Source organism: Micromonospora salmantinae, from assembly GCF_022230905.1.
GTDB classification, from domain to species: domain Bacteria; phylum Actinomycetota; class Actinomycetes; order Mycobacteriales; family Micromonosporaceae; genus Micromonospora; species Micromonospora salmantinae.
Window position 1 is genome coordinate 174,514 of sequence record NZ_JAKKFG010000045.1, and the last position, 25,787, is coordinate 200,300.

The following is a 25,787-nucleotide window of genomic DNA, read 5'->3' on the forward strand; positions in this document are numbered from 1 at the left end:
TCTTCCTGGGGGTTGGGCACTCTCGGTAGACCATGACCGGGATGGTAGCGGGCACAGCCCCTACGGCACCTCTGGACACTCTGGAGCCCTCAACCTCGACAGCATGTCACGCTAGCCGGCTAGCGACTGCTCAATGTCATCTTCGTCGGCATCATCCGACGTGATCCCCAGGTTTTGCCGATCCTTCGGGCTGAACCCGAAACGGCCACCAAACTTCAACATCGTGTCCGAGGCGTCACGCATAATCTGGGCAGCGGGGTTCTTCACCAAACCGCCATCCCGACCGGGGATCAAAGAACCGTGTTCCTGAAACGACGCTCGGGCATCATCGAACATTTCCCAAGCGGAACAGTAAACCACCAGGGCGGCATAATCGACCAATTCGATTTTGCCAACCTTAGCCAAATACGAAGTAATACGGCACCATTCCGCGAACGCTTCCCCCTTAAGGTCAGCGGGTGGCCTCGGAATCCCCGTCGTTGAATTGTGCGACGAAGTGACAGAACGGTTCCCGGGATTACCGTGCAAAAGCTTAACGTTTGCGGGCTTCCTGTCCGCCATACTGTCACCTCCAAAATATGCATAAAACCATTCGAGCCGATCCGAGAATATACGGCCAGAATGTATAAAACCCGTGGCGAATTCCCACGAACCCGGCAAGATCCGCAGCGACACACACGCGCCTAAGAGCGTGGGTCTGGCTTATGGGCCGGATGTCCTTTTTGACCCCCCCTCCCCTGTGACCTGGGGAGGTGCTGTGTGCATATTATGTGATGCTTTATGCAGAATGGTTATGCGTTTTACTGTATAGCATTCGTCATAGTATGCGCTCTATAAGCGGTTGCCCCTGCCACTGTTGCACCTGGGGCACGCTGGTCTGAGGTTGTGTATCTGATTAGTACCCCCTCTAGATAGGGGGATAATGTGGTCTGCCGTCGTGGCTATACGACGGTTACACAGTACGCATAATGGGCTACCTTCTAGGATGGTAGCTCTATTGCGTAAATACTCAGCGTCGTATCCGCGCTGAGTGGAGCTAAGTACATGGGTTCTTTTGGGTCGGTGTCTGGTGCACCGACTTTCCCCTAGTGGTATTAGGGTTTTGCATTTGGTACAACTACTGTATATAGGTGACCCCCTTTGATTGGGGGTCACTAGTGTATTACCTATATAGGTATAGGCAGCGCCTTTGTTGGCGCTGCTATCTATGTAGGTTGTTCGGGGCTCGGGTCACTCCGTGCCCCTTACCCCTCACTATATATACGGGTTCGGTTCGGGTACGGGGCGAACCGAATAACGGTGTGATCTGGGTTACACACGGGGTTTGGGCTGGTCACGCAACCCCGACGGACCCAGAGAACCTGTGTCGTAGCGTCTTCTCAGCGCCACGACGGACCACCCTGGGGTGACGGTGTCCCCACACCGGAGCCCCTTTGAACGGTCCCGAAGGGTAGATGTCCAACGTCAGGGAGGTTCAGCGTGGAGAACAGCCGTAGGAAGCCCCGTACGCCCCGCGTAGGGCACATCGGTCAGGCATACCTAGAGGCAATGGAGCGGAAGCGCCTCAAGGCTGCTGAGGGCATCCGGAAGGTCGCTGACGCTGGGAACCACCAGTGACCCCGGTGTCAGACCTTCTCCGCCCCCTGGGGCGCTTCACTGACCACCGGACGTACCCAGCCGCTGTGTCGTCCGTGGAACGGGTGTTGAGCACCCAGGGAGAAGGCGTAGCCAAACAGCACGTTAGGCGGCTGGTGGAGTTGTTCGAAGACTTGTACCTCAGCCGTCATATCCGGTGATCCGGGCAACCGTCGATGCACCCGACGTAGCCCGAGCTTTCTACAACGCTCACGCGTTCATTCCCGCTAGATCCCCCATCCCGTTGGCTCTCATCCGGGTCACCCCTCAGGGTGTTTACACCTCGGGCACCGATTCGTACGCCGCCGGTACGGACTTCGCCAAGGCGTCCGGGTTCCTCGGGGAACCCACTGACGTTCTAGTCGGTCGGGATGATCTGTTAGCGCTAGAGCGGTGTGCCCGTGAAGCAAAGAAGGTTGTTGCGACCGTTGAAGTTCGCTCCGACGGATTGACAGTGGAGCCCATCGGGTGTCACCCGGTGACGGTCCCCGTTCACCTCAGCCCCGAACAACTTGAGTTGCACCACCGGCTAACGGACATCATCGGGGCAGCGGAGAAACGCCCTGGGGTGATCCCAGGTGTCATGACGCTAGACCCGGTGCTGTGGTCGCGGTTCGCCAAGGTCAAAGCCGATAAGTCTGAGCGTATGGCGGACGTGTTGATGACCGACGGATACGAACCGGTGCTTATCAAGATCGGACCAACCTTCAAAGGGCTGCTGATGCCCATTGAACGAGAGATACACGAAACCAACATTGGACCGGAAGGATTGTGGTAATGGAAGGTGTCGAGAGGGAAACCGATGGTGTCGTTTGGGCTTCCATGATGCTGGCCGCGTCTCAGCGCGAACGCAACCCAGCGGCTGAACGGTATTGGCGGGTTGTGGTCGCTGCCGAATCCCTGAGGCTGGTTCAGTCGGTGAACGCCCTTCCTCCGTCTGAGCGTCCAATCGGCTGGGATCCCGAGTGAATGCCGACGGCTAAACCTCGGTGGTGCTTTCACTACTCCCCGAAGAAACTCCGGTATCCCGACCGGCTTGACGCTCACATCGCGTTGACGATGGCTCAGCTTCACGGGCGCTCCGAGCGCCGTTACTACTTCCACCCGTTGTGCCGTGGATGGCACCTAACCTCAATGGAGGAATTCACCGATGGCCGTTGATGTGCCTGTGATGCCGGACGATGATCTGTCTGAGCTGATTCCCTATGACCAACCGGTCCGGTTCGTCACGGACACCGAGGGGGTTACGGTTGATCGGGCTCCCGACCCGGAGCCCTACCGAACCCCTCCGATGAACCCGGAGCGTAAGGCTGAGTGGGTGGCTGATCTTCGGTCAGGGAAGTACACCCAGGGGAAGAACACTCTTCGGGACGCTGACGATCACTTTTGTTGCCTCGGGGTTGCCTGTGACCGGGCAGTGAAGAACAACGTCATTCCCGAGCCCAATCAGCATTGCGACGGTGAGTGGGTTTACCTCAGTCATGAAACCGCTCATCTTCCCGACGCGGTGAAGGATTGGATGGGGCTAGCGGACTGGGATCCCATGGTCACCATCGACGGTGTTACCGCCCCGCTTTCCCACCACAACGACTACGGTCGGACGTTCGCGCAGATTGCCGACGCTATCGAGGCGCAACTCTAGGCACCCATACAGAACCCCCCCACACCTTCGGGTGTGGGGGGGGTTCTGGGTTTTATAGTTCCTCAATGGGGATGATTCTGTTATCCCTGTCCCTGAGCTGTTGTTGAACCGGACGGTACGTCCTGGGGTCCGTGTGTCCAACGGCTATCAGATCATCAATCGGCTTACCGTGAGTGGTACACAGCATCGCTGTACTTGTCTCCGCACCAGACGACATCGTGTAGCACTTGACATCATCGGAGGTGTCGCACACTGCACATATTCGTTCGTATATCGGCATCGCACCCTTCCCGAAGGTAGCCCCGTTCCACGGAGCCGAGGTTACCCCGGGTAGTTGACGTCAAGGCGCAACCCACACCCGGTGGGGGAGCACACGTTACTACTACTTGCGGCGTACTGCTGGTGGTAGTCCTCGGCGAAGTAGTAGCTGCCGAGCGGGGCGATCTCAGTGGTGATCTCACCCTTGCCGGCCCGCGTCACGATCGGCTGGAACGCGTCCCGGGACGACTCCGCGATGGTCCGCTGCTCGTCGGTGGTCGTGTAGATCGCCGAGCGGTACTGGGTACCGACGTCGTTGCCCTGGCGCATGCCCTGGGTCGGGTCGTGGTTCTCCCAGAAGACCTTCAGCAGATCCTCATAGTTGATCTTGCTGGGGTCGTACACCACCTGGACGACCTCGGCGTGCCCGGTCCGGCCGGAACACGTCTCCTCGTACGTCGGGTTCTTGGTGATGCCACCCGCGTAACCGGCGGACGTGGTGTAGACGCCGGGCAGCGTCCAGAACAGCCGCTCGGCACCCCAGAAACAGCCCATGCCGAAGACCGCGACCTGAAGGCCCTCAGGGAACGGGCCCTTCAACGGGGTGCCCAGCACCTCGTGGCGGTCGGCGACCGGCATGGCGATCGGACGGCCCGGCAGGGCCTGGTCGGGCGAGACCATATCGGCGTTCATACGGCGCAAAAACACGGTGGGATCTCCTCTCGTACCACTCCCAGCGTGTAACACCGGAGGGTCCACCTTCCTTACCCGGGTGACAGTGAGTCAGGCCCCGCCGGGGAGCGCCGCCGCGATCCGGTCCGCGTACGTCTGGGCCTCGGTGTCGTCGTCGTACCGCGTACGTGGCCAGAAGAAGCCCCGCAACCCGTCGCCCTTGGTACGCGGGACCACGTGGGTGTGCAGGTGGGGCACCGATTGGGACACCTTGTTGTTCATCGCCACGAAGGTCCCACCGGCGCCCAGGGCGGTCTCCACCGCCACCGCCAGTCGCTGAACCATGGCGAAGTAGTCGGGCAGCAGGTCGGCCGGCAACTCCTGCAGGGTCACCAGGTGCACCCGGGGCACCACCAGGACATGCCCCTTGAACACCGGCCGGGTGTCCAGGAACGCCACCCCGTCCGGGGTGTCGACCACCCGGAACGCCGGCACCTCGCCCGTCACGATCCCGCAGAACACGCAACCGCTCATCGGGCCAGGCTATGCGGCGGCCTCGCGCGTCACGGCGCCCCCCACGCGTGAATCGGCTGTGGTAATCATCTACGTGAATGGATGAACACTGGGTGATCCCGGCCGTCGGCGTGCGCGTCGATGCTCCGAAAGGACCAAGCTTGCAGATCAGAAGAGCCCTCACCCTGGCACTGGCGGCGCTGACCGCCGGGCTGCTCACCGGCGCGGCCCCGGGCCACGCCCAGGCGGCCGCCGCGCCGACCGCCACCCCACTGCCGCTGAGCATCGTGGCCGACGTGGTGTCGGCCGGTGACCGGGTCTTCGTCAGCGGTGGCAGCTCCGCCACCGATGTCGTGGTGACCAGCGCGACCGGCACCGTGGTCGGCACCCTGTCGGGCCTGCCCGGCCCCACCGACCTGCTGCTCAGCGCCGACCGGCGGACCCTCTACGTGGCGCTGCCCACCGCCAACGCCATCGCCGCCTTCGACACCGGCTCGCTGATCGAGTCGGCCCGGTACGACACCGGCGCGGGCGAGTGCCCGTCGTCGCTGGCGTTGACCGGCCGGTACCTGTGGTTCGGCTACGGCTGTGACCAGTGGGGCGGCAACATCGGCCGGATCGACCTGGGCCGTCAGCCGGCCCGCCTCAGCACCGGCGTGGTCAGCGAGGACTTCTACTACGCTCCGCTGCTGGCCGCCGCCGCTCAGAACCGGGCGGTGCTGCTCGCCGGTCAGCCGGGGTTGAGCCCGGCGTCGGTGTACGCATACGAGATCGGCGCCGCAGGAGCGCTGACCATGCTGCGGACCAACCAGTTCTCGGCCGTCGGCAGCAACCTGCGCGACATCGCCCTCGACCCGACCGGCACCACCCTCTACACGGCTGCCGGCTCGCCACCGCTGGTGCAGGCGTTCCCGTTCGCCGACATCGCCACCCCCACCGCGACGTACGCCACCGGTCCGTACCCGCGAGCAGTCGAGCTGTCGCGTCTCGGCACCCGGATCGTCGCCGGCGCCGACGCCGCCTACGCCCCGGACGTCTTCGTGTTCGCGGCGGACGGCACCGAACAGGCCCGCTACGAGTTGGGCGATGAACTCAGTGCCGGCGGGCTGGCCTGGGCGCCGAACGAAGCCCGGGTCTACGCGGTCACCTCAGACTGGACCGGAGCCCGTCCGGCGACCCTGCACGTCCTGCCCGTTCCGGCCGGCTGACCGGGCACCAGGAGCGCGAGGGTCGGGCCGGTCGGTCCGACCCTCGCCCGGGAGCGCGGGTTCCGTTCCAGCCCTCGGGACGGGGCACTAGCCTCACCAGAATGAGTCACGGCTTCGAGACGCTCGCCATCCACGCCGGTCAGGACCCCGAGGCCCGCACCGGCGCGGTTATCCCACCGATCTACCAGACCAGCACGTACGCCCAGGACGCCGTCGGCGCGCCTCGCCTCGGCTACGAGTACAGCCGCTCCGGCAACCCGACCCGTGACGCGCTACAGGAGTGCCTGGCGGCGCTGGAGGGCGGGCCGGTGGGGCTCGCCTTCGCCAGCGGCCTGGCGGCGGAGGACACCCTGCTGCGGGCCGTGTGCCAGCCCGGCGACCACGTGGTGATCCCGGACGACGCGTACGGCGGCACGTACCGGCTCTTCGCCCGAGTCGCCCAGCGCTGGGGCCTGGAGTTCAGCCCGGCCAAGGTTTCCGACCCGGACGCGGTCCGGGCGGCCGTGCGGCCCGGCCGAACGAAGATCGTCTGGGTGGAGACGCCGACCAACCCGCTGCTCGGCATCGCCGACATCGCCGCCCTGGCCGCCGTGGCACACGACGCGGGCGCTCTGCTGGTGGTGGACAACACCTTCGCCTCGCCGTACCTGCAGCAGCCGATCGCCTTCGGTGCGGACGTGGTGGTGCACTCCACCACCAAGTACGTCGGCGGGCACTCCGACGTGGTCGGTGGCGCCCTCGTCGTCGCCGACGCCGGGCTCGGCGAGGAGTTGCGCTACCACCAGAACGCGATGGGCGCGATCAACGGCCCGTTCGACGCCTGGCTCACCCTGCGGGGCATCAAGACCCTCGGGGTACGCATGGACCGGCACTGCGACAACGCCGAGCGGCTCGCCGCGTACCTCGACGGTCACGCCAAGGTCGCCCAGGTGCTCTATCCGGGGCTGCCCTCGCACCCCGGTCACGAGGTCGCCGCCAAGCAGATGCGCCGGTTCGGCGGCATGATCTCGTTCCGCGCCGCCGGTGGTGAGGACCACGCCGTGGACATCTGCAACCGGGCCAAGCTCTTCGTGCTCGCCGAGTCGCTGGGTGGTGTGGAATCCCTGATCGAGCACCCGGGTCGGATGACACACGCAAGTGCTGCCGGCTCGCCGCTTGAAGTTCCCGGCGATCTCGTGCGACTGTCTGTCGGCATCGAGACGGTCGACGACCTACTCGCCGATCTGGAGCAGGCGCTGGGCTGACCGCTGGGGGAGGATGGCCGTGCAGGACATCATGGCGACCTGGGTCGGAGCGACCGCCAAGCAGATCGCCCGGGGCGTACGCCGAGGTGACGTCTCGGCGACCCAGGTCGTCGCCGATCACCTCGAGTACATCTCCCGAGCCGACAGTGAGCTGGCCGCGTTCCGCGCCGTTCGCGGCGGTGAGGCGATCACCGAGGCGGAGAAGGTCGACGAGCAGGAGGACCTGGCCAACCTGCCGCTGGCCGGGGTTCCGGTGGCGGTCAAGGAGAACACCCCGGTCGCCGGCCTGCCCACGTGGAACGGGTCGGCCGCCGCCCGCACCGACGTGGCGGAGGCCGATCACGAGGTGGTGCGTCGGCTGCGCGGCGCCGGGGCGGTGATCCTCGGCGTGACCCGGATGCCGGAGCTGGGGCTGTGGGCACTGACCGACGACGACAGCGCGGTGACCCGTAACCCGTGGGACAGCACGCGTACCCCCGGTGGGTCCTCCGGTGGTGCCGCCGCCGCGGTCGCCGCCGGGCTGGTGCCGATCGCGCACGCCAACGACGGTCTCGGCTCGATCCGGATTCCCGCGGCCTGCTGCGGACTCGTCGGCCTCAAGCCCGGTCGGGGCGTGGTCCCCTGCCAGCTCGGGGCGGACGACTGGTTCGGCCTCACCGAGCACGGCATGTTGACCAGCACGGTCGCCGACGCGGCGGTCGGCTTCTCGGTGCTCGCCGGCCGGCGTCCCGAGAAGCTGGTCCCTCCGCAGCGGCTGCGGGTGGGTGTCTCGCTGCGCTCCCCGGTGCGCGGTGTCGCACCGGACGCACCCAACCGGGACGCTGTCGCCGCCGCCGGTCGGCTCCTCGCCGCCGCCGGGCACGACACGGTGCCGGCCGATCCGGTCTACCCGACCGCGCTCGGCCTGCAGGGCATCGCCACCTGGTTCGCCGCAGCCGCCACCGATGTCCGGGCCTCCGGTCTGGACCGGCGTGGGCTGCAACGGCGTACCCGCCGGCACGTCGCGCTGGGCGAGTGGGCGCAGCGTCGCGGCTACGTGCGGGAGGCGGACCGGGCAGCCTGGCGGCAACGGTCGGTCGACTTCTTCACCGACCACTCGGTGGACCTGCTGCTCACCCCGGCGCTGGCCAGCGCGCCACCGGAGGCGGCCCGCTGGTCGGAGCGGTCCTGGCGGGCGAACATGACAGCCAACATCCGGTACGCCCCGTACGCCGCACCCTGGAACATCGCCGGCCTGCCGGCGGTCGTCGTGCCGGTCGGCCGCCGCCCGGACGGCCTGCCGGTCGCCGTGCAGCTGGTCGGTCCGCCCGGCTCGGAGCTGCTGCTGCTCGGTGTGGCCGGTCAGTTCGAGATGGCCGCCCCGTGGACGCGCCACGCCCCCGGCTACCCCCGGGTCGGCACGGAGTCGCCGGCCACCGCCTGACCGTCGACGGTGTGCGCGCTGTCGGGCACTCCGGTGTCGCCGCCGAGGGCTCCGCAGGCGGGTGGCACGATCGGGGCATGACGGAACTGGTCGGTCTCGACGACGTGCGGGCCGCACGGGAGTTGCTCGCTGGCGTCACCCGCACCACCCCACTGGAGCCCTCCCGGCCACTCAGCGCGGCGCTGGGCGGGCCGACGTGGCTCAAGTGCGAGAACGTGCAGCGCGCCGGCTCGTACAAGGTGCGGGGCGCGTACGTGCGGATCTCCCGGTTGTCGGCGGCGGAGCGGAAGCGCGGCGTGGTCGCGGCGAGCGCGGGCAATCACGCGCAGGGCGTCGCTCTCGCCGCCGGCCTGGTCGGCACGCACGCCACAGTCTTCATGCCGGTCAACGCGCCGCTGCCGAAGGTGGCCGCCACCAAGGGGTACGGCGCGCAGGTCGAGTTGGCCGGGAACACCGTCGACGAGTCGCTGGTCGCGGCGCACACGTACGCCGAGCGCACCGGCGCGGTGCTGATCCACCCGTTCGACCACCCCGATGTGATCGCCGGGCAGGGCACTGTGGCGCTGGAGATCCTCGAACAGTGCCCGGACGTGAAGACGATCATCACCGGGGTGGGTGGCGGCGGTCTGATCTCGGGCATGGCGGTGGCCGCGAAGGCGTTGCGCCCGGACGTCCGGATCATCGGCGTGCAGGCGGCCGGGGCGGCGGCGTTCCCGCCCTCACTGGTGGCCGGGGAACCGGTCCGGCTGCCCATCTTCTCCACCATCGCCGACGGCATCGCGGTCGGCCGGCCGGGCGAGATCACCTTCAACCATGTGCGCAAGCTGGTCGACGAGATCGTCACGGTCTCCGAGGAGGACATCTCCCGGGCCCTGCTGATGCTGCTGGAGCGCGGCAAGCAGGTGGTCGAGCCGGCCGGGGCGGTCGGAGTGGCCGCGCTGCTGGCCGGCGTGGTCGAGGTGGAGACGCCGGTGGTCGCGGTGCTCTCCGGCGGCAACATCGACCCGTTGCTGATGCTGCGGGTGATCGAACACGGGTTGGCCGCGGCGGGTCGCTACCTGCGGGTGACCGTCCGCTGTTCGGACCGGCCGGGGCAGCTCGCGTCGCTGCTCACTCAGATCGCCGAGCACCGGGCCAACGTGGTGGACGTGGAGCACCAGCGGGCCAACCCGCACCTCGGCCTCGGCGAGGTGGAGGTGGCGCTGTCGGTGGAGACCCGGGGTGTCGAGCACTCGGACACCCTGATCAGCGCCCTGCGGGCCAGCGGCTACCAGGTGGTATTCGCGGCCGAGGCGTGACACCGGTGGGTGCCACGCCTCGGATGCGCGGTGTTTCGACAACGGGTGCCGGCGTCGGTCGAGCCGGCCGGAAGCGGGTAGCGCGACCGGCGACGGTCAGCCGGAGAACGGCTCGAAGCTGACCACTGTCACCTTGATGTCGGCGCCGCTGGGGGCCGTGTAGGTGCAGGTCTGCCCGGCTCGACCGCCCAGGATCGCCTTGCCCAGCGCGGACTCGGGGCTGTAGACGGTCAGGTCGGTGGTGGCCGCGATCTCCCGGGAACCGAGCAGGAAGGTCTCGGTGTCGTTGGTGTCGTCGTCGAAGTAGATCGTCACCACCATGCCCGGCGACACCGCGTCGGCGGTCGGGGCCTCGCCGACCTTCGCGGTGCGCAGCAGCTCCTGCAGGTAGCGGATGCGACCCTCGGCCTTGCCCTGCTCCTCGCGGGCGGCGTGGTAGCCGCCGTTCTCCCGCAGGTCGCCCTCCTCGCGCCGAGCGTTGATCTCAGCTGCGATCGCCGGGCGGTTGGCGATGTGCTCGTCGAGCTCGGCCTGGAGGCGGTCGTACGCGTCCTGCGACAGCCAGGTGGCGGGCGCCTCGTTGCCAGTGGACACAGGCGTTCTCCTCAGTTGTGCGTGGCTGGCTGACAGGTGAACTACCAAGTTACCAGTGCGGTACGACACAGCGTGTCGGCCATCACCGCCGGTGTCCGGATCCGACACCGGCGGTAGGCGCCCCGCCAGCCCGGCTTCTGGTGCTGTTCGAGCAGCTCAGGACGGTGCTCGGCAGCGCAGGACCTCACCGATGAACGGCCGCGCGGTGGTGGCCAGGCGGTGCTGGGTCGTGACGTGCCGATCCCCGGGATCGGCGGTCACTGTGACCTGTTCCCGGCCGACCTCGGCGCCGGCACGGTCCCGGGCGCGCAGCACGCAGACCGCCGATCCGCCGGGCGGAACTGTCACCCGAAAGTCGACAAGCACCTGCTTGTCCGTGATGTCGGTGTACGTGATCACCTGGGCGTCGTAGACCGGGTCGCCGTACTGGCGGTAGAGCCGCACCGAGATCACGGTCAGCGTCGCGACGAGGGCAAACAGTGCCAGCGCGGCCAGCAGCGTACGGCGGCGCTTTCCGCCCGGTGCCCGACGGCGGCCGTAGCGCCCGGCCGGGAATACCGGCGCGCCTGGTGAAATTGTGGCGTGCGTCTCGGTCACCGGCGGGTATCTCCTGGCGTTGTTGTCGGCGGCATCGGCAAGAATGACAGAGCCCCATCCTCCCACCCGGTCCAGCGGCAGGAATGGCAGGTCATGCCCGGCGCTGGTGGCCGGTGACAGGGTGCGGTGAGGAAAGATCCCGGCAGGTCAGCCGGTCGAGCCCGGTCGGGTCCACCGTCCGGCACAGACGAGGAGCGCCGAAGTTGGCAGAGCAACTGCGTCTCATGGCCGTGCACGCGCACCCGGACGACGAGTCGAGCAAGGGCGCGGCGACCACGGCGAAATATGTCGCTCAGGGGGTGGACGTCCTGGTCGTGACGTGCACCGGTGGCGAGCGCGGGAGCGTGCTCAACCCCAAGCTCGACCGACCCGACGTGTGGGCCAACATCGGCGAGATCCGGCGTGCCGAGATGGACGCCGCGCGGGCGATCCTCGGCGTCGACCAGGCATGGCTGGGCTTCGTCGACTCGGGGCTGCCCGAGGGTGATCCGCTGCCGCCGCTGCCCGAGGGCTGTTTCGCCCTCCAGGACGTCGAGGTCGCCGCGGGCCCGCTGGTGCGGCTGATGCGCGAGTTCCGTCCGCACGTGGTGACCACGTACGACGAGGAGGGTGGCTACCCGCACCCGGACCACATCATGTGCCACAAGGTGAGCGTGGCCGCGTTCGAGGCCGCCGGTGACCCGGAGCGCTACCCGGAGCTGGGCGCGCCCTGGCAGCCGCTGAAGCTCTACTACGACATCGGCTTCTCCAAGGGCAAGATCATGGCCCTGCACGAGGGCATGCTGGCCGCCGGTCTTGAGTCGCCCTACGAGGAGTGGCTCAAGCGGTGGGAGGACCGCCCCGACAAGGGCCCGCGGATCACCACCCGGGTCGAGTGCGCCGAATACTTCACGGTCCGTGATGACGCGCTGCGCGCCCACGCCACCCAGGTCGACCCGGACGGCTTCTGGTTCCACGTGCCGATGGAGCTCCAGCAGCGCGCCTGGCCGACCGAGGATTACGAGCTGGCCCGCTCGATGGTCGACAGCCCACTGCCCGAGTCCGATCTCTTCGCCGGGGTGCGGGAGACGGCGCACGCGCGCTGATTCCCGGCGGGGCTACCCTGGTTACCAACCGCACATCGGAGGAACGCCATGCTGACCGCTGCCCAGGTGCTCGCGGAGAACAACTTCGGGGACACCCGCACGGGTGGTCTGGCCGGGCCGATGGGCCTCTTCCTCATCCTGCTGCTGGCCACCGCGACCATCCTGCTGATCCGCAACATGAACGCTCGGCTGCGCCGTCTGCCGGACCGTTTCCCCCAGCAGTCCGGGCCGACCGACCCGACCAGGGCCGATGCGACAGTCGTCGATCCGACAGACGGGACCGGGGCGCGTGATTCATCCACGCCCGCTCCCAACGGGCACCAGCAGCACCTGAACGGGTAGTCCGCGCGTGAATCACGCCGAACCGGGTGGTCGCCCCCTGTTGCGGCCACCCGGTTTGGCTTAGCCTTCCGCCGGGGGGACCAAAAGTCTCCGAGCCGTGTGCGGGAGGGGGCGCCGATGACCAGCACAGCACCGGCCGCCCACCGCGACGTCGGTCGGTCGGCTGACGGGGGAGGTCGATGACCTCCGGTCCGGCCGACGACCCGTTCGATCGGCTCGGGGTGCGTGGCACACCGGGCCGGCTGCTCGTGCTCACCGCCGCCGTCACGCTGACCGCCCTGGCCGCCGCCGCGGTCGGGTTGACCCTCCCGGTCCGGCTGCCGGCCGACGACCCCCTCGGCGGTCCGGCCCGCTTCGGCATCGCCGTCGCCGTCCTGGCCCTCGCCCAGCTCGCCCGGCTGCGATTCCGCTCGGCCGCGGGCATGGTCAGCATCACCTGGGGCGAGGCGGCCCTGATCGTCTGCCTCTACCTGACTCCAGCCGGCTGGCTCCCGTCCGCCACGCTGCTCGGCACCGGGCTGGCCTGGACGTTGCTGTCACTGCACAACGACCGCCGTCCGGCCCTGGAGATCGTCCGGATCGCCGCGTCGCTGGCCGCCGCGTCGGCGCTTGCCGTCTCCGTGACCACCGCGCTCGGGCGGCCGCTGCTCTCGCCACCAACCCCGATCCTGGCGCTGGCAGTGATCGCCGGTTCGGTGACGTACCTCCTGGTGACCGCCTGGCTCGGCGGCGTGACGCTGGGCCTGCGGCACGGGCTGCCGATCGGGCCGGCGCTGTTCGCCGCGCTGCGCGGCAAGCTGCTGATGTTCGTCGGCAACGTGGCGGTCGGCCTCGTGGTGGTCGCCCTGCTGGAACTCGACCCCCGCTGGTTGCTGTTGCTGCCGCCGCTGCTGTGGCTGTTGCAGCAGACCTACCGTTACCGGCTGCGCTCCGATCAGGAGCGTCGCACCTGGCGTGCCTTCGCCGAGGCCACCGCGGCCCTCAACCAGCTCGACGAGCGCGGCGTGGCCAGCGCGGCGGTCACCGGGGCGCTGACGCTGTTCAACGCCGAGCTGGTGGACGTCGACGTGGCCCGGGTCGACGGCCGGTGGCACCGCTACCGGGGCGACGCCAGCGGTCAGCTTGTCGACCGGGAGACCGGCCCACCGGACCAGTCGGAGCCGGACGAGCACGAGCTGAGCCGGGCGCTGTCGGTCGGCGCCACGCCGGTCGGTCGGCTGCGGGTGCGGTTCCCCCGCTCGGCCCCGCCCACGGCCCGGGAACGTGACGCGGTGGCCGCGTTCGGCGACGCCCTCGCCGCCGCGTTGCACGACGCCGCGACCCACCACGAGCTGCGGCTGGTGACCGCCCGTTCGTCGTACGAGGCGGTGCACGACCCGCTCACCGGGCTCGCCAACCGGGCGGCGATGCTGAGCAAGGGCGACCAGTCGCTGCGACAGCTCAGCCACGACCACCCGGTGGCGCTGCTGCTGCTGGACATCAACCAGTTCAAGGAAGTCAACGACACCCTCGGCCACGCGGCGGGTGACCAGTTGCTGCGACTGACCGCGAACCGACTCAACGCGCTGGTCCGCGCCGGTGACCTGCTCGGTCGACTCGGTGGCGACGAGTTCGCCCTCCTGCTCACGGCGGTGCCGGTGCTCGGCGACCGGGCCGCCCCGATGGCCCACGCGCTGCGTCAGGCCCGCGAGATCGCCGAACGGCTGGCCGCACCGACCGAGGTGGCCGGCGTACGGATGTCCATCGAGGTCTCGGTCGGGGTGGTGGTCGCCGCCGCGGGCACCGCGGACCTGACCGAGCTGCTGCGGCGGGCCGACATCGCGATGTACCAGGCCAAGGAGGGCGGCGGCAACGTCGCCGCGTACGACGGCGCGCGCGACGCGGCCAGCACCGACCAGCTCGCCCTGCTGGCCGAGCTGCGTGAGGCGTTGAAGGTCGACGACCAGCTGGTGCTGGCGTTGCAGCCGGCGGTCGACCTGGCCACGGGTGCGCCCACCGGGGTGGAGGCGCTGATCCGTTGGCAGCACCCCCGGCGTGGGTGGCTGAACCCGGCCGACTTCATCCGACCGGTGGAAAACAGCGAGCAGCTCGGCGCCTTCACCCGCTACGTGCTGAACAAGGCGCTCAGCGTGGCCGCCAGTTGGGCCCGCGAGGGGTTGGACGTCCCGATCTCGGTCAACCTCTCGGCGCGCAGCCTGCTCGACCCCCGGTTGCCGGCGGAGATCGCCGAGGCGCTGCGCCGCCACCAGGTGCCGCCGCACCGGCTCGTTCTGGAGATCACCGAGACGGTGGTGATGAGCGAGCTGGAGGTCATCGACGAGGTGCTGGCCACGCTCCGGTCGATGGGCGTGCAGCTCGCTGTCGACGACTTCGGCACCGGCTTCTCGTCGCTGACCTTCCTTACCCGGATCGCTGTGGACGAGTTGAAGGTGGACCGTTCCTTCGTCATCCGGATGGCCGACTCGCCGGAGGCCGCCGCGATCGTCCGGACGACGGTCGGCCTCGCTCACGAGTTGGGGCTGCGGGTGGTCGCCGAAGGGGTGGAGACCGCCGAGCAGCGAATGGCCCTGGCCGAGTTGGGTTGCACCTCCGCGCAGGGCTACCACTTCTTCAAGCCGATGCCGGCGGACAAGATCGGTGCGGTGCTGGGGTCGCTGCGCGACTCGGCGGAGTCGAACGTGTTCCGGCTCCGCGCCGACGGCGCGTCCTGACCGTCCGGGTGGAGCCCGCGCGGTCCGCGCCGGGGCTGGCTATGGTCGTCAGGTGAACCGACTCGCCGACGCCACCAGTCCGTACCTGCTCCAGCACGCCGACAACCCGGTCAACTGGTGGCCGTGGTCGGACGAGGCGTTCGCCGAGGCGAAGCGGCGGGATGTTCCAGTGCTCATCTCGGTGGGCTACGCGGCCTGCCACTGGTGCCACGTGATGGCGCACGAGTCGTTCGAGAACGAGCAGGTCGGCGCCCTGATGAACGACAACTTCGTGTCGATCAAGGTGGATCGTGAGGAGCGCCCGGACGTGGACGCGGTCTACATGACCGCGACCCAGGCGATGACCGGCCAGGGTGGTTGGCCGATGACCGTCTTCGCCACCCCGGACGGCACCCCGTTCTTCTGCGGCACCTACTTCCCGCGACCCAACTTCGTCCAGTTGCTCCAGTCGGTCGCCACCGCCTGGCGGGAGCAGCGCGAGGCGGTGCTGGGCCAGGGCGCCGCAGTGGTCGAGGCGATCGGCGGCGCGCAGGCCGTGGGCGGCCCCACCGCGCCGCTGGACGCCCCGCTGCTCGACGCGGCGGCCGCGAAGCTGGCCAGCGAGTACGACGCCACGAACGGCGGGTTCGGTGGCGCCCCGAAGTTTCCGCCGCACATGAACCTGCTCTTCCTGCTGCGCCACCACCAGCGCACCGGCGACCCGGGCAGCCTGGAGATCACCCGGCACACCGCCGAGGCGATGGCCCGGGGCGGCATCTATGACCAGCTCGCGGGCGGCTTCGCCCGCTATTCGGTGGACGCGCACTGGACGGTGCCGCACTTCGAGAAGATGCTCTACGACAACGCGCTGCTGCTGCGGGTCTACACCCAGCTGTGGCGACTCACCGGTGACCCGCTGGCCCGTCGGGTGGCCCGGGACACCGCCCGGTTCCTCGCCGACGAGCTGCACCGGCCGGGGCAGGGGTTCGCGTCCGCGTTGGACGCCGACACCGAGGGCGTCGAGGGGCTCACCTACGCCTGGACGCCCGCCCAACTCGTGGAGGCGTTGGGCGAGGAGGACGGCCGGTTCGCCGCCGACCTGTTCACCGTCACCGACCAGGGCACCTTTGAGCACGGCATGAGCGTGCTCAAGCTCGCCCGGGACGTGGACGATGCCGCGCCCGAGGTGCGTGCCCGCTGGCGGCAGGTGGTCGGGCGGCTGCTCGCCGCCCGGGACGCCCGCCCCCAGCCGGCCCTCGACGACAAGGTGGTGGCCGCCTGGAACGGTCTGGCGATCACCGCCATCGCCGAGTTCCAGCAGGTCGCCGCCGTGTACGCGTCCCCGCAGGACGAGGACGCCAACCTGATGGACGGCGTCACCATCGTCGCCGACGGGGCGATGCGCCAGGCCGCCGAGCACCTGGCAACCGCGCACCTGGTGGACGGCCGACTGCGCCGGGTCTCCCGGGACGGCAAGGTCGGCGAGCCGGCCGGCGTCCTGGAGGACTACGGCTGCGTTGCCGAGGCATTCTGCGCGCTGCACCAGCTCACCGGCGAGGGCCGCTGGCTGACAGTGGCCGGCGAGCTGCTGGACACCGCCCTCACGCACTTCGCCGCGCCCGGCGGCGCCTTCTACGACACCGCCGACGACGCGGAGCGGCTGGTCGCCCGGCCGGCCGACCCGACCGACAACGCCACCCCGTCCGGCCGGTCGGCGTTGATCGCCGGGCTGGTGGCGTACTCGGCGCTGACCGGGGAGACGCGCTACCGGGAGGCCGCCGAAGCGGCCCTCGGCACTGTCGCACCGATCGTCGGTAAGCACCCCCGGTTCACCGGGTACGCGGCCATGGTCGGGGAGGCGTTGCTCTCCGGGCCGTACGAGATCGCCGTTGTCACCGGCGACCCGGCCGGCGACCCCCTGGTGGCCGCCGCCCGCCGGCACGCCCCGCCCGGAGCGGTGGTCGTCGCCGGGCGCCCGGACCAGCCGGGTGTGCCGCTGCTCGCCGACCGTCCGCTGGTCGAGGGGCGGTCCGCCGCGTACGTCTGCCGGGGTTTCGTCTGCCAGCGGCCGGTCACCTCGGTCGAGGAGCTGGTAGCCGAGCTGGGCTGAGCGCACGGCCACGCCCGGTAGTCGCCCGCGCTGCCCGCCGGGTGGTCCCGCCAGAGCTTCCGAGGCGGGTCGCCAGCCCTCCCGGTGGGCCCGTCGGCGGCCCGGATAGGCTGGCCGCGCTATGGATTCCCGTACCGGTCTGCCAGTTGTCGGCGTGGTGGGTGGCGGCCAGTTGGCCCGGATGACCCACCAGGCCGCGATCGCCCTCGGCCAGTCACTGCGTGTGCTCGCGACCGCCCCCGACGACGGCGCGGCGCTTGTCGCCGCCGACGTCCAGTACGGCGACCACACCGACCTGGCCGCGCTGCGCACCTTCGCCAAGGGCTGCGACGTCGTCACCTTCGACCACGAGCACGTACCTTCCGAGCACATCCGCACGCTGGCGGCGGAAGGGGTGCCCCTCTACCCGCCGGCGGACGCGCTGCTGCACGCCCAGGACAAGCAGATCATGCGGGAACGCCTGACCGAGCTGGGTGCGCCCAACCCGGCCTGGCGGCCGGTCGGGGAGCCCGCCGACCTCGTCGGCTTCGGCGAGCAGGTCGGCTGGCCGGTGGTGCTCAAGGCGGCCCGGGGTGGGTACGACGGCCGAGGCGTCTGGATGGTCGACGACGCCGCCCAGGCCACCGAGTTGGCGAGCACGCTGCTCGCCGGCGGCACCCGGCTGATCGTCGAGGAGCGGGTGCCGCTGCGGCGGGAGTTGGCAGTGCAGGTGGCCCGTTCGCCGTTCGGTCAGGTGGCCGCGTACCCGGTGGTCGAGACCGTGCAGCGCGACGGCATCAACGTGGAGGTGCTGGCCCCGGCGCCCGGCCTGGACGAGGAGTTGGCGGTCTCCGCTCAGCAGCTCGCCATCGACCTGGCCACCGCGCTCGGGGTGATCGGCCTGCTGGCCGTGGAGTTGTTCGAGGTGCGCGACGCCGCCGGCCGGCCCGCGATCGTGGTCAACGAGCTGGCGATGCGTCCGCACAACTCCGGGCACTGGACCATCGAGGGTGCCCGGACCTCGCAGTTCGAGCAGCACCTGCGGGCCGTGCTGGACTACCCGATGGGTGACACCGCGCTGACCGCCCCGGTGGTGGTGTCGGCGAACGTGCTCGGCGGTGAGCCGGGCGGGATGTCGATCGACGAGCGGTTGCACCACCTCTTCGCCGCCGAGCCGGGTGCCAAGGTGCACCTGTACGGCAAGCAGGTGCGACCTGGCCGCAAGATCGGGCACGTCACGGTGCTCGGTGACGACCTGGACGACCTGCGGGCGCGGGCCGCGCGGGCCGCGCGCTGGCTGCGCGAGGGCCACGAGTGAGTACGGTTTCGGGAACGAGAAGAGGGCCGCAGTGAGCACGGTTGGCTTGATCATGGGCAGCGACTCGGACTGGCCGACCATGCGGGCTGCCGCCGAGGTGTTGGACGAGTTCGGCGTGGCGTACGAGGTCCGGGTGATCTCGGCGCACCGGACTCCGGTCGCGATGATCGAGTACGGGCGCGACGCCGCCGACCGGGGCCTCAAGGTGATCATCGCGGGGGCTGGGGGCGCTGCCGCGCTGCCCGGCATGGTGGCCTCGGTGACGCCGCTGCCGGTGATCGGTGTGCCGGTGCCGCTGAAGCACCTCGACGGCATGGACTCGCTGCTGTCCATCGTGCAGATGCCGGCCGGGATCCCGGTCGCCACAGTGTCGATCGGCAACGCCCGCAACGCCGGCCTGCTCGCCGTAAGGATCCTCGGTGCCGCCGACGAGGGCCTGCGCGCCAAGATGACGACCTACCAGCAGGACCTGGAAAAGCTGGTAGCAACAAAGGAAGCCGCCCTCCAAGCCACCCTGCAGTAACCCCGCCCCGCCCTACCCCCGCGATCTTGCACTTCCTGTAGCTGTTTCGCGGCTTTTGTCCCTTATGTCGCGACAGAAAGTGCAAGATCGCGCGGGACGGACGCGGGTGGCGCGAACCCGGCCCACTCACCGTCCCCGCTCACGCACGCCGCAGGGACCCTCCGTTTTATCTCATGCCGCGCAGGGCGGTCTGTAGGCGTTCCTGGGCGCGGCGGCGGCGCTCGTTGCTCGCGCCGAGCACCAGCAGCAGGATGCCCACCGGGATCAGCGCCAGCCACGGGCCCAGGCTGAACAGGGCGTGGATCGCCGTGATCGCGGTGACCGACGCGCCGACGATCACCGGGGCCTGCTGTCGACTGGACGACCCGAAGATCAGCACCGCGACCGCGCCGAGCAGCAGCAGCATCTGCCGCACAGTGCTGGACTCGGTGGCCAGCACGATCGCCAGCGTCGGCACGAAGGCCGCGACCAGCGCCGGCCCGTACGCCACCCAACTGCTCATGTCGGGCCGGTGGCGCAGCTCCAGGACTCCGACGAGGAGGGCCAGCACGGCGAACGGCAGCGTGTACGCCTCGGGCAACGCCACGTCGGCGACCCGCATCAGGATCCACCACGCGGTGATCTCACAGACCACCACCGCCCAGAACAGGATCCGGCGTTCCACCGGCCGGCGACCGGGTCGGGTCGCGGCCACCCCGAGGACAGCGCCCCAGGCGGCCAGCAGGGCGGCGATGTGGCGGGGCGAGTCGAAGGCGAGGGCCAGCGCGATCAGCGCGGCAGCGTACCCGGTCCACTCGACGGTGGAGGCCTCCCGCTGCGCCTCGGGGCGGCGCAGCCGGGGCAGGGTCGCGGCGAGCACCTGCAGGACCGCGCCGACGGCGAGCACCCCGAACGCGGACCAGACCGCCGCCAGCCCGGCGACCAGGCCGGCGGTGAGCACGAAGAGCTGCGCCATGAGTGAGGCGAAGAGCCAGCCGAGGATGCGCGCCCGCTGGGTGGTGCCGAACAGCGCCGCCACCGCACCCACCCCGACCGCGCTGCCGAGAGTGAACAGGGTCATCTGCCGGTCGGCCAGGCTGCCGGCGAGCCCGGCGCTGCCACCGGCCAGACCGATGGCGAACACCAGCACCCGGGCCAGCCGCAGCGAGCGGGCCCGCTCGACCAGCGCCGGCGGTGGGGTCAGTGCGAGACCGAGCATCGCGATGGTGAAGACGGAGAGCGCGGCGACGGTGCTGGCGGGCCAGCCCTGGCCCAGCGCGATGGGTGCGATCAGCAGCGTGACGGCCGCCCCGGGCAGCACCACCGGCACGGCCCGGGACCGCCGCCCACCGCTGAACCCCGTGGCGGCCAGCGCGGCGGTCGCGGTCAGCAGCAACGCCGTCAGCACGTGGGTCGGGTTGACCACGTCCGACGGTGGGGTGAGCAACTCCGGGGGCGGACCCTGCCAGATCCGGGTCAGTGTGCGGTGCGGCTCGACCAGGGCGGTGACCAGCGCGGGTGCGATCGAGGCGAGCGCCAGGGCGGTCGGCAGCGCCGCTGCGGCCAACGCACCCGCTGCCGGGTTGACCCGCCACCGTCGTCGCTCCGGGTCGTCCGGCAGTCGCCGGAGGGCGCCGTCGAGTCGTACCGCCCAGCGCCGGACCGGCTGGGCCGCGCCGGTGGGCGGCACGGTGGCCGCGCGGATCAGCTCGGCCAGTACGCCGAGCAGGGCGGCGGCGGCCGCGTAGACGCCGGCGGCGAGGCCGGTGGGGATGGCGGCGAGGGCGCTGATGGTGGCCCCGCCGACCACCGCCACGCTGACCCAGGGCAGATATTGCGGCACCAACCGCCGGACGGCGGCCACGGCGGCCAGGCCGAGGCTGGTAGCGGCCAGCGCGGCGGTCAGCACCACCTGCGCCGAGTGTTCGAACTCGGCGGACAGCGCCGCCACCGCACCGGGGAGGGCCAGCAGGGCGGCACCGATCGCCGCGCCGCCGATCTGCGCCAGGTGCGGCGGCATCCCCTCGGTTTCGATGTCGGCGACCTGCGGACCGGCGAGGACGCGGGCCAGCGTGGCCACCACCACGCCGATCAGCGCGATGCTGCCCAGCGCCAGGGCCGTGGTCCACGGGCGGACCAGTCCGGCTCCGGCGGCGTGCAGCGCGACGACCCCGGCCACTGTGGCCCGGGACAGCCCGGCGCGCGCCTCCTCCGTGGCCACCGCGGCCATGCCGAACACGGTGGCGACCATTCCGCCGACCAGGACCGGCGACCACCAGGCCAGATCGAATGCGGCCGGTGCGCCGATCGTGGCGAGCACCACCGCCACGCCGGACACGTCCCAGCGCCACGGTGGCGGGAGCAGGATGCCGGCGGCGAGGGCCAGCAGCGCCAGCGCGACCGGCGCCTGCCAGGTGGCACCGCCGACGGGGGCGGCCGGCCAGTCGCTCAGGTCGCCCCTCCAGATCGGGCCGGGGGTGGCCAGCACGCCGACCCCACCGCGCACCGCCGACCAGCCGGCGAGGACGCCGATGAGGGCACCGCCGACGGTGAGGCCGAGGATCGGACCGCGTCGCCACTCCTCCGGCATGCTGCGGGCGCCCACGGCGACCACCAGGAGCAGGGCGGCGGCCACCGCCAGTTGCCCGCCCGGGGCGAGCACCGCCCCGATCCGTACCAGCGTGGCGACCAGGGCGGTGGTGACCGCCGCGGCGGCCAGGTCGGAGCCGTCGAGGGTGAGGTCGGCTCGACGGCCGGCGTCGATGGAGGGGGCCAGGAAGAGCAGCACCGCCGCGACCAGCAGCAGCGCGCCCACCCAGGCGTCGGCGACGGTCGCGCCGGGCGCCCCGAACGCGGCGGCGGTGACCATCAGCGCGCCCAGCCCGGTGCCGACCGACAGCGGCGCGGGGATGTGACGTTGGGAGACCTGCACGACGGCGGCGTAGCCCAGGGTCACGCAGACCGCCAGGAAGCTGGCCGCCAGGATCGGGACGGTCACCTCGCGCAGGCTCGCCGGGGTGGGGGTCGGGTCGCTCGGCATGGTGGCGGCCACGAACGCCGCCACCGCCCCGGGCAGCGCGAACGCGGCGCCACCGGCGGCCCAGGCGGTGACCGTGTCGGAGGCGGCCGAGGCGATCCGGATCCGGGGCGCCAGCGTGACCAGCGTGCCCGCCACGAACAGGGTGATCAGGACTGCGGCGGTGAGGGTGGGGCTGGTCAGGCTGGCACCCGCGCCGAACAGGCCGACCACGGCCGCCCCGATGGCGTGTGCCACCGCGGCTCGGTCGGTGCGGGCGGACAGCCCGATGACTCCGATGCCGATCGCGGTGATCACCATTGGCCAGGGTGCCGTCGCCCAGCCGAGACCGAACGAGGCCGGAACGGCGAGCGCGGTCAGCGCCGCGCCGGCGACAGCGAACTCCCGGCGGATCTCGGTGGGCAGGGCCAGCACCGCCGCGATGGTGAGCAGGAACGCGGCACCCGCGAGCTGCCAGGTGGTCGGCCCGACGGCGGCGGCCAACTCGCCCTGGTACCGGCTGAGGTCGGGGTTCCAGGCGGGCAGTGCCGCACGGACCGGTGCCACCCCGGCGCGTAGCGCGCCGCCGGCGACCACCAGACCACTGACGGTCAGGGCCACCGCGGAGGCGAACTGTGGGCCACGTCGGGCCGCCTCCGGGACCGCGCGCACCGCCAAGCCGGTCACCGTGATGACCGCCGCGATCAGCAGCAGCGCCCGGCCGGGGAGTGCCACCGAGGCGATGCGGCTGAGCGAGCCGATCACCGCCAGGGTGACGATGCCGGCCGCGACGTCCGGCAGCGGCGGGCGACGCAGCACCAACGCGCCGGCCAGCCCGATCACGGCGGCCAGCAGCAGCACCACCCCGGCGCCGGTCGCGGTCGGCACGGTCTGTGCCCGCAGCAGGGCGGTGACCGCGTACGCCAGCGAGACGGCGACCGCCACGGCGTGCAGGAACCAGGTCAGCTCACGCAGGCCGGGCACCGGCCGGGTCGGCCGCGGGTCGGTGGCGCCGCCGCTGGCGTCGATCAGCTCGGCGGCCTCCTCCGGGTCGCCCTCGGGCCGGCTCTCGGCGTCGCGTTGGCGGGGCGCGGACGGCGTGCCCGGCGACGGCAGGTCCTGCCGGACGGGGCGTTCGACGGTCACGCCGGAGCGGGCCAGGCCGAGGTTGACGAGGGCGACCAGGGCCAGCACCAGGGCCCAGCCGCCCGGGCCGGTGATCTGGTCGTACGCCAGCAGAGGCAGCACCGGCTGGGCGGCGAGCACTGTGGCGAAGCGGGGCGCGCGCAGACCGGTCCAACCGGCGTACCCGAATGCGACGGCGGCGGTGACCGCGAAGATCACCCCGGCGAAGACGGTGCCGGAGCCGCCGCCGGCGCCGATCCGGTCCACCGCCCAGAGGGCGTTGCCGGCGAGCGGCACCAGCAGCAGGCCGACCGCGGCGATGGTCTCGGCGGTCGAGGTGAGCCCGCGCCGGGCCAGTGCCGGTGGGGCGAGCAGCATCAGCACGGTGGCCAGGAGCAGGATGCCGAGCCGGGCCAGCGCGTCCATCGAGCTGGTGGCCACCGCGGCGAAGACCACAGCGGCCACGCCGAGCAGCAGCGCGCCCAGCCCGAGTGGGATGTTCTGCACCTCGCGCGAGGACGCCTCCGGCGGGTGCTCCGGGTCGTCGACGTCCAGCCAGGCGGCCCGGGGCGGGGGCGGCGGCGGATCCTCCGGGGCGGGCGGAGTGCCCTGGCGGGGCACCCGGGGTGGCGGTCCCATGGTGGCCGTCGGTGGCCGCCGGCCGGGGCGACGGCGCAGCACCCGGCGTGGCCGGGTGGCCTGCTTGATCCGTTCCTCGCCGGCGTGGGCGAGGATGTCCCGCTGGAAGAGCGCGGCCTGCATCTTGGCGGCGATCTGCCGCTGCTCGCGGGCGATGGCGGCGTCGCGCGCCTTCATCTCCGCGATCGAACGCTCAATGTCGGCCAGGTGTTCGACCCACTGTGGTTGATCTGCCCCACAGTGCGGGCATCGGACGGCCGGCTTGATCTCCCGGCCGCACGAGGAGCATTGAAAGGTCGCCACGACACCCCTCCACCCGCACTGTGGACTCCCACTGTCGCAGCATGCCCAATGCTGGCGCGGATTTCGACTCTTGTCGGCGGGTCCGGGGCAAACAACGACACCGGCCGGTCACCGAGATGCTCGATGGCCGGCCGGTGGTGCGTCGGTTGGGTCAGGGGCGACCCATGCCCCGGTACTCCCAGCCCGCCTGGGCCCACAGTGCCGGGTCGAGGCAGTTGCGGCCGTCGACGACCTTGCGACCCTTGACCAGGTCGCCGAGGGCGACCGGATCAGCGTTGCGGAAGTCGGCCCACTCGGTGAGGACGCAGACCAGGTCGGCCCCGTTGACCGCCTCGTTGATGCTGCTCTCGTAGGTCAACTCGGGGACCGCACGGCGGGCGTTCTCGGTGCCCTGCGGGTCGTACACGTGCACGTCGGCGCCGGCCTTGTGCAGCAGCGCGGCGACGGCGAGCGCCGGGGCGTCGCGGACGTCGTCGGTGTTGGGCTTGAAGGTGGCGCCGAGCACCGCGATCCGGGTGCCGGAGAAGTCCGGGCCGGCCGGGCCGGAGCGGCGGCCGAGCAGGTCCGCGGCGAGCTGGAGCACCCGGGTACGCCGACGCAGGTTGATCAGGTCGACCTCGTGCAGGAAGCGCAGCGCCTCGCCGGCGCCCAGCTCCTGGGCGCGGGCCTGGAAGGCCCGGATGTCCTTGGGCAGGCAGGCGCCTCCGAAGCCGAGGCCGGCCTGGAGGAACCGGTTGCCGATCCGCGGGTCGTAGCCGATGGCGCGGGCCAGCTGGGTGACGTCGCCACCGGAGGCCTCGCAGACCTCGGCCATCGCGTTGATGAAGGAGATCTTGGTGGCCAGGAAGGCGTTCGCGGCGACCTTGACCAGCTCGGCGGTGGAGAAGTCGGTGACCACCAGGGGCACCTCGCGGTCCTCCGTGGCGGCCAGGTCGAACACGCCCTTGTGCGCGGCGTAGAGCATGCCGTTGGCCCACTCGCTCTTGACGCCGACCACGATCCGGTTGGGCCGCAGGACGTCGTCGACGGCGAAGCCCTCCTGGAGGAACTCGGGGCTCCACGCCACCTCGACGTCCAGGTCGTTCGGGGTGTGCTTGCCGACGAGCTGCTCGACCCACTCGGCGGTGCCGACCGGCACGGTGGACTTGCCGACGATCAACGCCTTGCGGGTCAGGTGCTGCGCGAGGCTGGTGACCGACGCCTCGACGTACGACAGGTCGGCGCCCATGCCGTCGGCCCGCTGCGGGGTGCCGACGCAGATGAAGTGCACGTCACCGAACTCGGCGGTCTCGGCGATGTCGGTGCTGAACCGGAGGCGGCCGGCGGCGAGGTTGCGCCGGAGCAGCTCGTCCAGGCCGGGCTCGTGGATCGGCACCTGACCGGCGTTCAGCATCGCGATCTTGTCGGCGTCGACGTCGAACCCGAGAACCTCGTAGCCCAGTTCGGCGTAGCAGATGGCGTACGTCGCACCGAGGTAACCAGTCCCTAGGAACGTCACCCGCGGCCGGGGCGCGCCCGAGGGCGGGGTCACCGCGGCGATGGCGGGGGTCGGCTGGATGGTGGGGTAGGGGATCGTCACGCCTGTCTTCTCCGC

Annotated in this window: 20 protein-coding genes; 12 read left to right on the top strand and 8 right to left on the bottom strand. The window is 70.6% G+C overall.

Translation table 11 applies throughout. From position 1 onward, the window contains the following. Window positions 1–111: 111 nt before the first annotated feature. Window positions 112–561: a phage terminase small subunit P27 family gene (locus PSH03_RS29725; protein ID WP_238691063.1), complete on the bottom strand. Its 450-nt coding sequence runs from the start codon at window positions 559–561 to the stop codon at window positions 112–114. Window positions 562–831: 270 nt separating this feature from the next. Then, window positions 832–1,155 carry an HNH endonuclease gene (locus PSH03_RS33115; protein WP_372494921.1) on the bottom strand — a complete coding sequence of 108 codons (324 nt, stop codon included), beginning with the start codon at window positions 1,153–1,155 and terminating at the stop codon, window positions 832–834. Window positions 1,156–2,113: 958 nt separating this feature from the next. Between PSH03_RS33115 and PSH03_RS29730 the strand changes: the two genes are divergently transcribed. Further along, complete coding sequence (locus PSH03_RS29730; protein ID WP_238691064.1) at window positions 2,114–2,413, top strand: hypothetical protein; 300 nt, start codon at window positions 2,114–2,116, stop codon at window positions 2,411–2,413. 372 nt (window positions 2,414–2,785) lie between these two features. Next, on the top strand, window positions 2,786–3,277 hold the full coding sequence (locus tag PSH03_RS29735; protein ID WP_238691065.1) for a hypothetical protein: 492 nt from the start codon (window positions 2,786–2,788) through the stop codon (window positions 3,275–3,277). A 321-nt stretch (window positions 3,278–3,598) separates the two neighbouring features. Here the strand turns inward: PSH03_RS29735 and msrA are convergent, their stop codons facing one another. Next, window positions 3,599–4,243 (bottom strand): peptide-methionine (S)-S-oxide reductase MsrA, encoded by a 645-nt coding sequence (msrA, locus tag PSH03_RS29740; protein ID WP_308194407.1) that lies wholly within the window; start codon window positions 4,241–4,243, stop codon window positions 3,599–3,601. A gap of 75 nt (window positions 4,244–4,318) precedes the next feature. After that, entirely contained in the window at window positions 4,319–4,741 is a 423-nt protein-coding gene (locus PSH03_RS29745; protein WP_238691066.1) for an HIT family protein, read from the bottom strand. A gap of 140 nt (window positions 4,742–4,881) precedes the next feature. Here PSH03_RS29745 and PSH03_RS29750 point away from each other — a divergent pair, with 140 nt between their 5' ends. The 4 genes from PSH03_RS29750 (at window position 4,882) to ilvA (ending at window position 9,893) form a co-directional block, all read left to right on the top strand. Next, on the top strand, window positions 4,882–5,928 hold the full coding sequence (locus PSH03_RS29750) for a YncE family protein (protein ID WP_238691067.1): 1,047 nt from the start codon (window positions 4,882–4,884) through the stop codon (window positions 5,926–5,928). Window positions 5,929–6,029: 101 nt separating this feature from the next. After that, window positions 6,030–7,172 (top strand): cystathionine gamma-synthase, encoded by a 1,143-nt coding sequence (locus PSH03_RS29755; RefSeq protein ID WP_210784919.1) that lies wholly within the window; start codon window positions 6,030–6,032, stop codon window positions 7,170–7,172. 13 nt (window positions 7,173–7,185) lie between these two features. Then, window positions 7,186–8,595, top strand: coding sequence for an amidase (locus PSH03_RS29760; protein WP_210784918.1), 1,410 nt, complete (start codon window positions 7,186–7,188; stop codon window positions 8,593–8,595). A 77-nt stretch (window positions 8,596–8,672) separates the two neighbouring features. Next, complete coding sequence (gene ilvA, locus PSH03_RS29765) at window positions 8,673–9,893, top strand: threonine ammonia-lyase (RefSeq protein WP_210784917.1); 1,221 nt, start codon at window positions 8,673–8,675, stop codon at window positions 9,891–9,893. A gap of 96 nt (window positions 9,894–9,989) precedes the next feature. On the opposite strand, the gene greA is transcribed toward ilvA, so the two are convergent. Together greA and PSH03_RS29775 are read right to left on the bottom strand one after the other, a co-directional pair. After that, window positions 9,990–10,487, bottom strand: a complete 498-nt coding sequence (gene greA, locus PSH03_RS29770) for a transcription elongation factor GreA (protein WP_091394193.1) — start codon at window positions 10,485–10,487, stop codon at window positions 9,990–9,992. Between the two features lie 156 nt (window positions 10,488–10,643). Further along, on the bottom strand, window positions 10,644–11,084 hold the full coding sequence (locus PSH03_RS29775) for a DUF4307 domain-containing protein (protein WP_210784916.1): 441 nt from the start codon (window positions 11,082–11,084) through the stop codon (window positions 10,644–10,646). Window positions 11,085–11,287: 203 nt separating this feature from the next. Between PSH03_RS29775 and mca the strand changes: the two genes are divergently transcribed. The 6 genes from mca (at window position 11,288) to purE (ending at window position 19,131) form a co-directional block, all read left to right on the top strand. Then, window positions 11,288–12,169: a mycothiol conjugate amidase Mca gene (mca, locus tag PSH03_RS29780; protein WP_210784915.1), complete on the top strand. Its 882-nt coding sequence runs from the start codon at window positions 11,288–11,290 to the stop codon at window positions 12,167–12,169. A gap of 48 nt (window positions 12,170–12,217) precedes the next feature. Further along, on the top strand, window positions 12,218–12,511 hold the full coding sequence (locus PSH03_RS29785; protein WP_210784914.1) for a hypothetical protein: 294 nt from the start codon (window positions 12,218–12,220) through the stop codon (window positions 12,509–12,511). Between the two features lie 179 nt (window positions 12,512–12,690). Continuing rightward, window positions 12,691–15,222, top strand: coding sequence for a putative bifunctional diguanylate cyclase/phosphodiesterase (locus PSH03_RS29790; RefSeq protein WP_210784913.1), 2,532 nt, complete (start codon window positions 12,691–12,693; stop codon window positions 15,220–15,222). A 52-nt stretch (window positions 15,223–15,274) separates the two neighbouring features. Further along, window positions 15,275–17,311: a thioredoxin domain-containing protein gene (locus tag PSH03_RS29795; RefSeq protein WP_238691068.1), complete on the top strand. Its 2,037-nt coding sequence runs from the start codon at window positions 15,275–15,277 to the stop codon at window positions 17,309–17,311. Window positions 17,312–17,432: 121 nt separating this feature from the next. Continuing rightward, window positions 17,433–18,608 carry a 5-(carboxyamino)imidazole ribonucleotide synthase gene (locus PSH03_RS29800; protein WP_210784911.1) on the top strand — a complete coding sequence of 392 codons (1,176 nt, stop codon included), beginning with the start codon at window positions 17,433–17,435 and terminating at the stop codon, window positions 18,606–18,608. 31 nt (window positions 18,609–18,639) lie between these two features. After that, entirely contained in the window at window positions 18,640–19,131 is a 492-nt protein-coding gene (purE, locus tag PSH03_RS29805) for a 5-(carboxyamino)imidazole ribonucleotide mutase (RefSeq protein WP_210784910.1), read from the top strand. Between the two features lie 166 nt (window positions 19,132–19,297). Here the strand turns inward: purE and PSH03_RS29810 are convergent, their stop codons facing one another. Beyond that, window positions 19,298–24,193, bottom strand: coding sequence for an SCO7613 C-terminal domain-containing membrane protein (locus tag PSH03_RS29810; protein ID WP_238691069.1), 4,896 nt, complete (start codon window positions 24,191–24,193; stop codon window positions 19,298–19,300). Window positions 24,194–24,344: 151 nt separating this feature from the next. After that, window positions 24,345–25,772, bottom strand: a complete 1,428-nt coding sequence (locus PSH03_RS29815) for a UDP-glucose dehydrogenase family protein (protein ID WP_210784908.1) — start codon at window positions 25,770–25,772, stop codon at window positions 24,345–24,347. Window positions 25,773–25,787 lie beyond the last annotated feature (15 nt).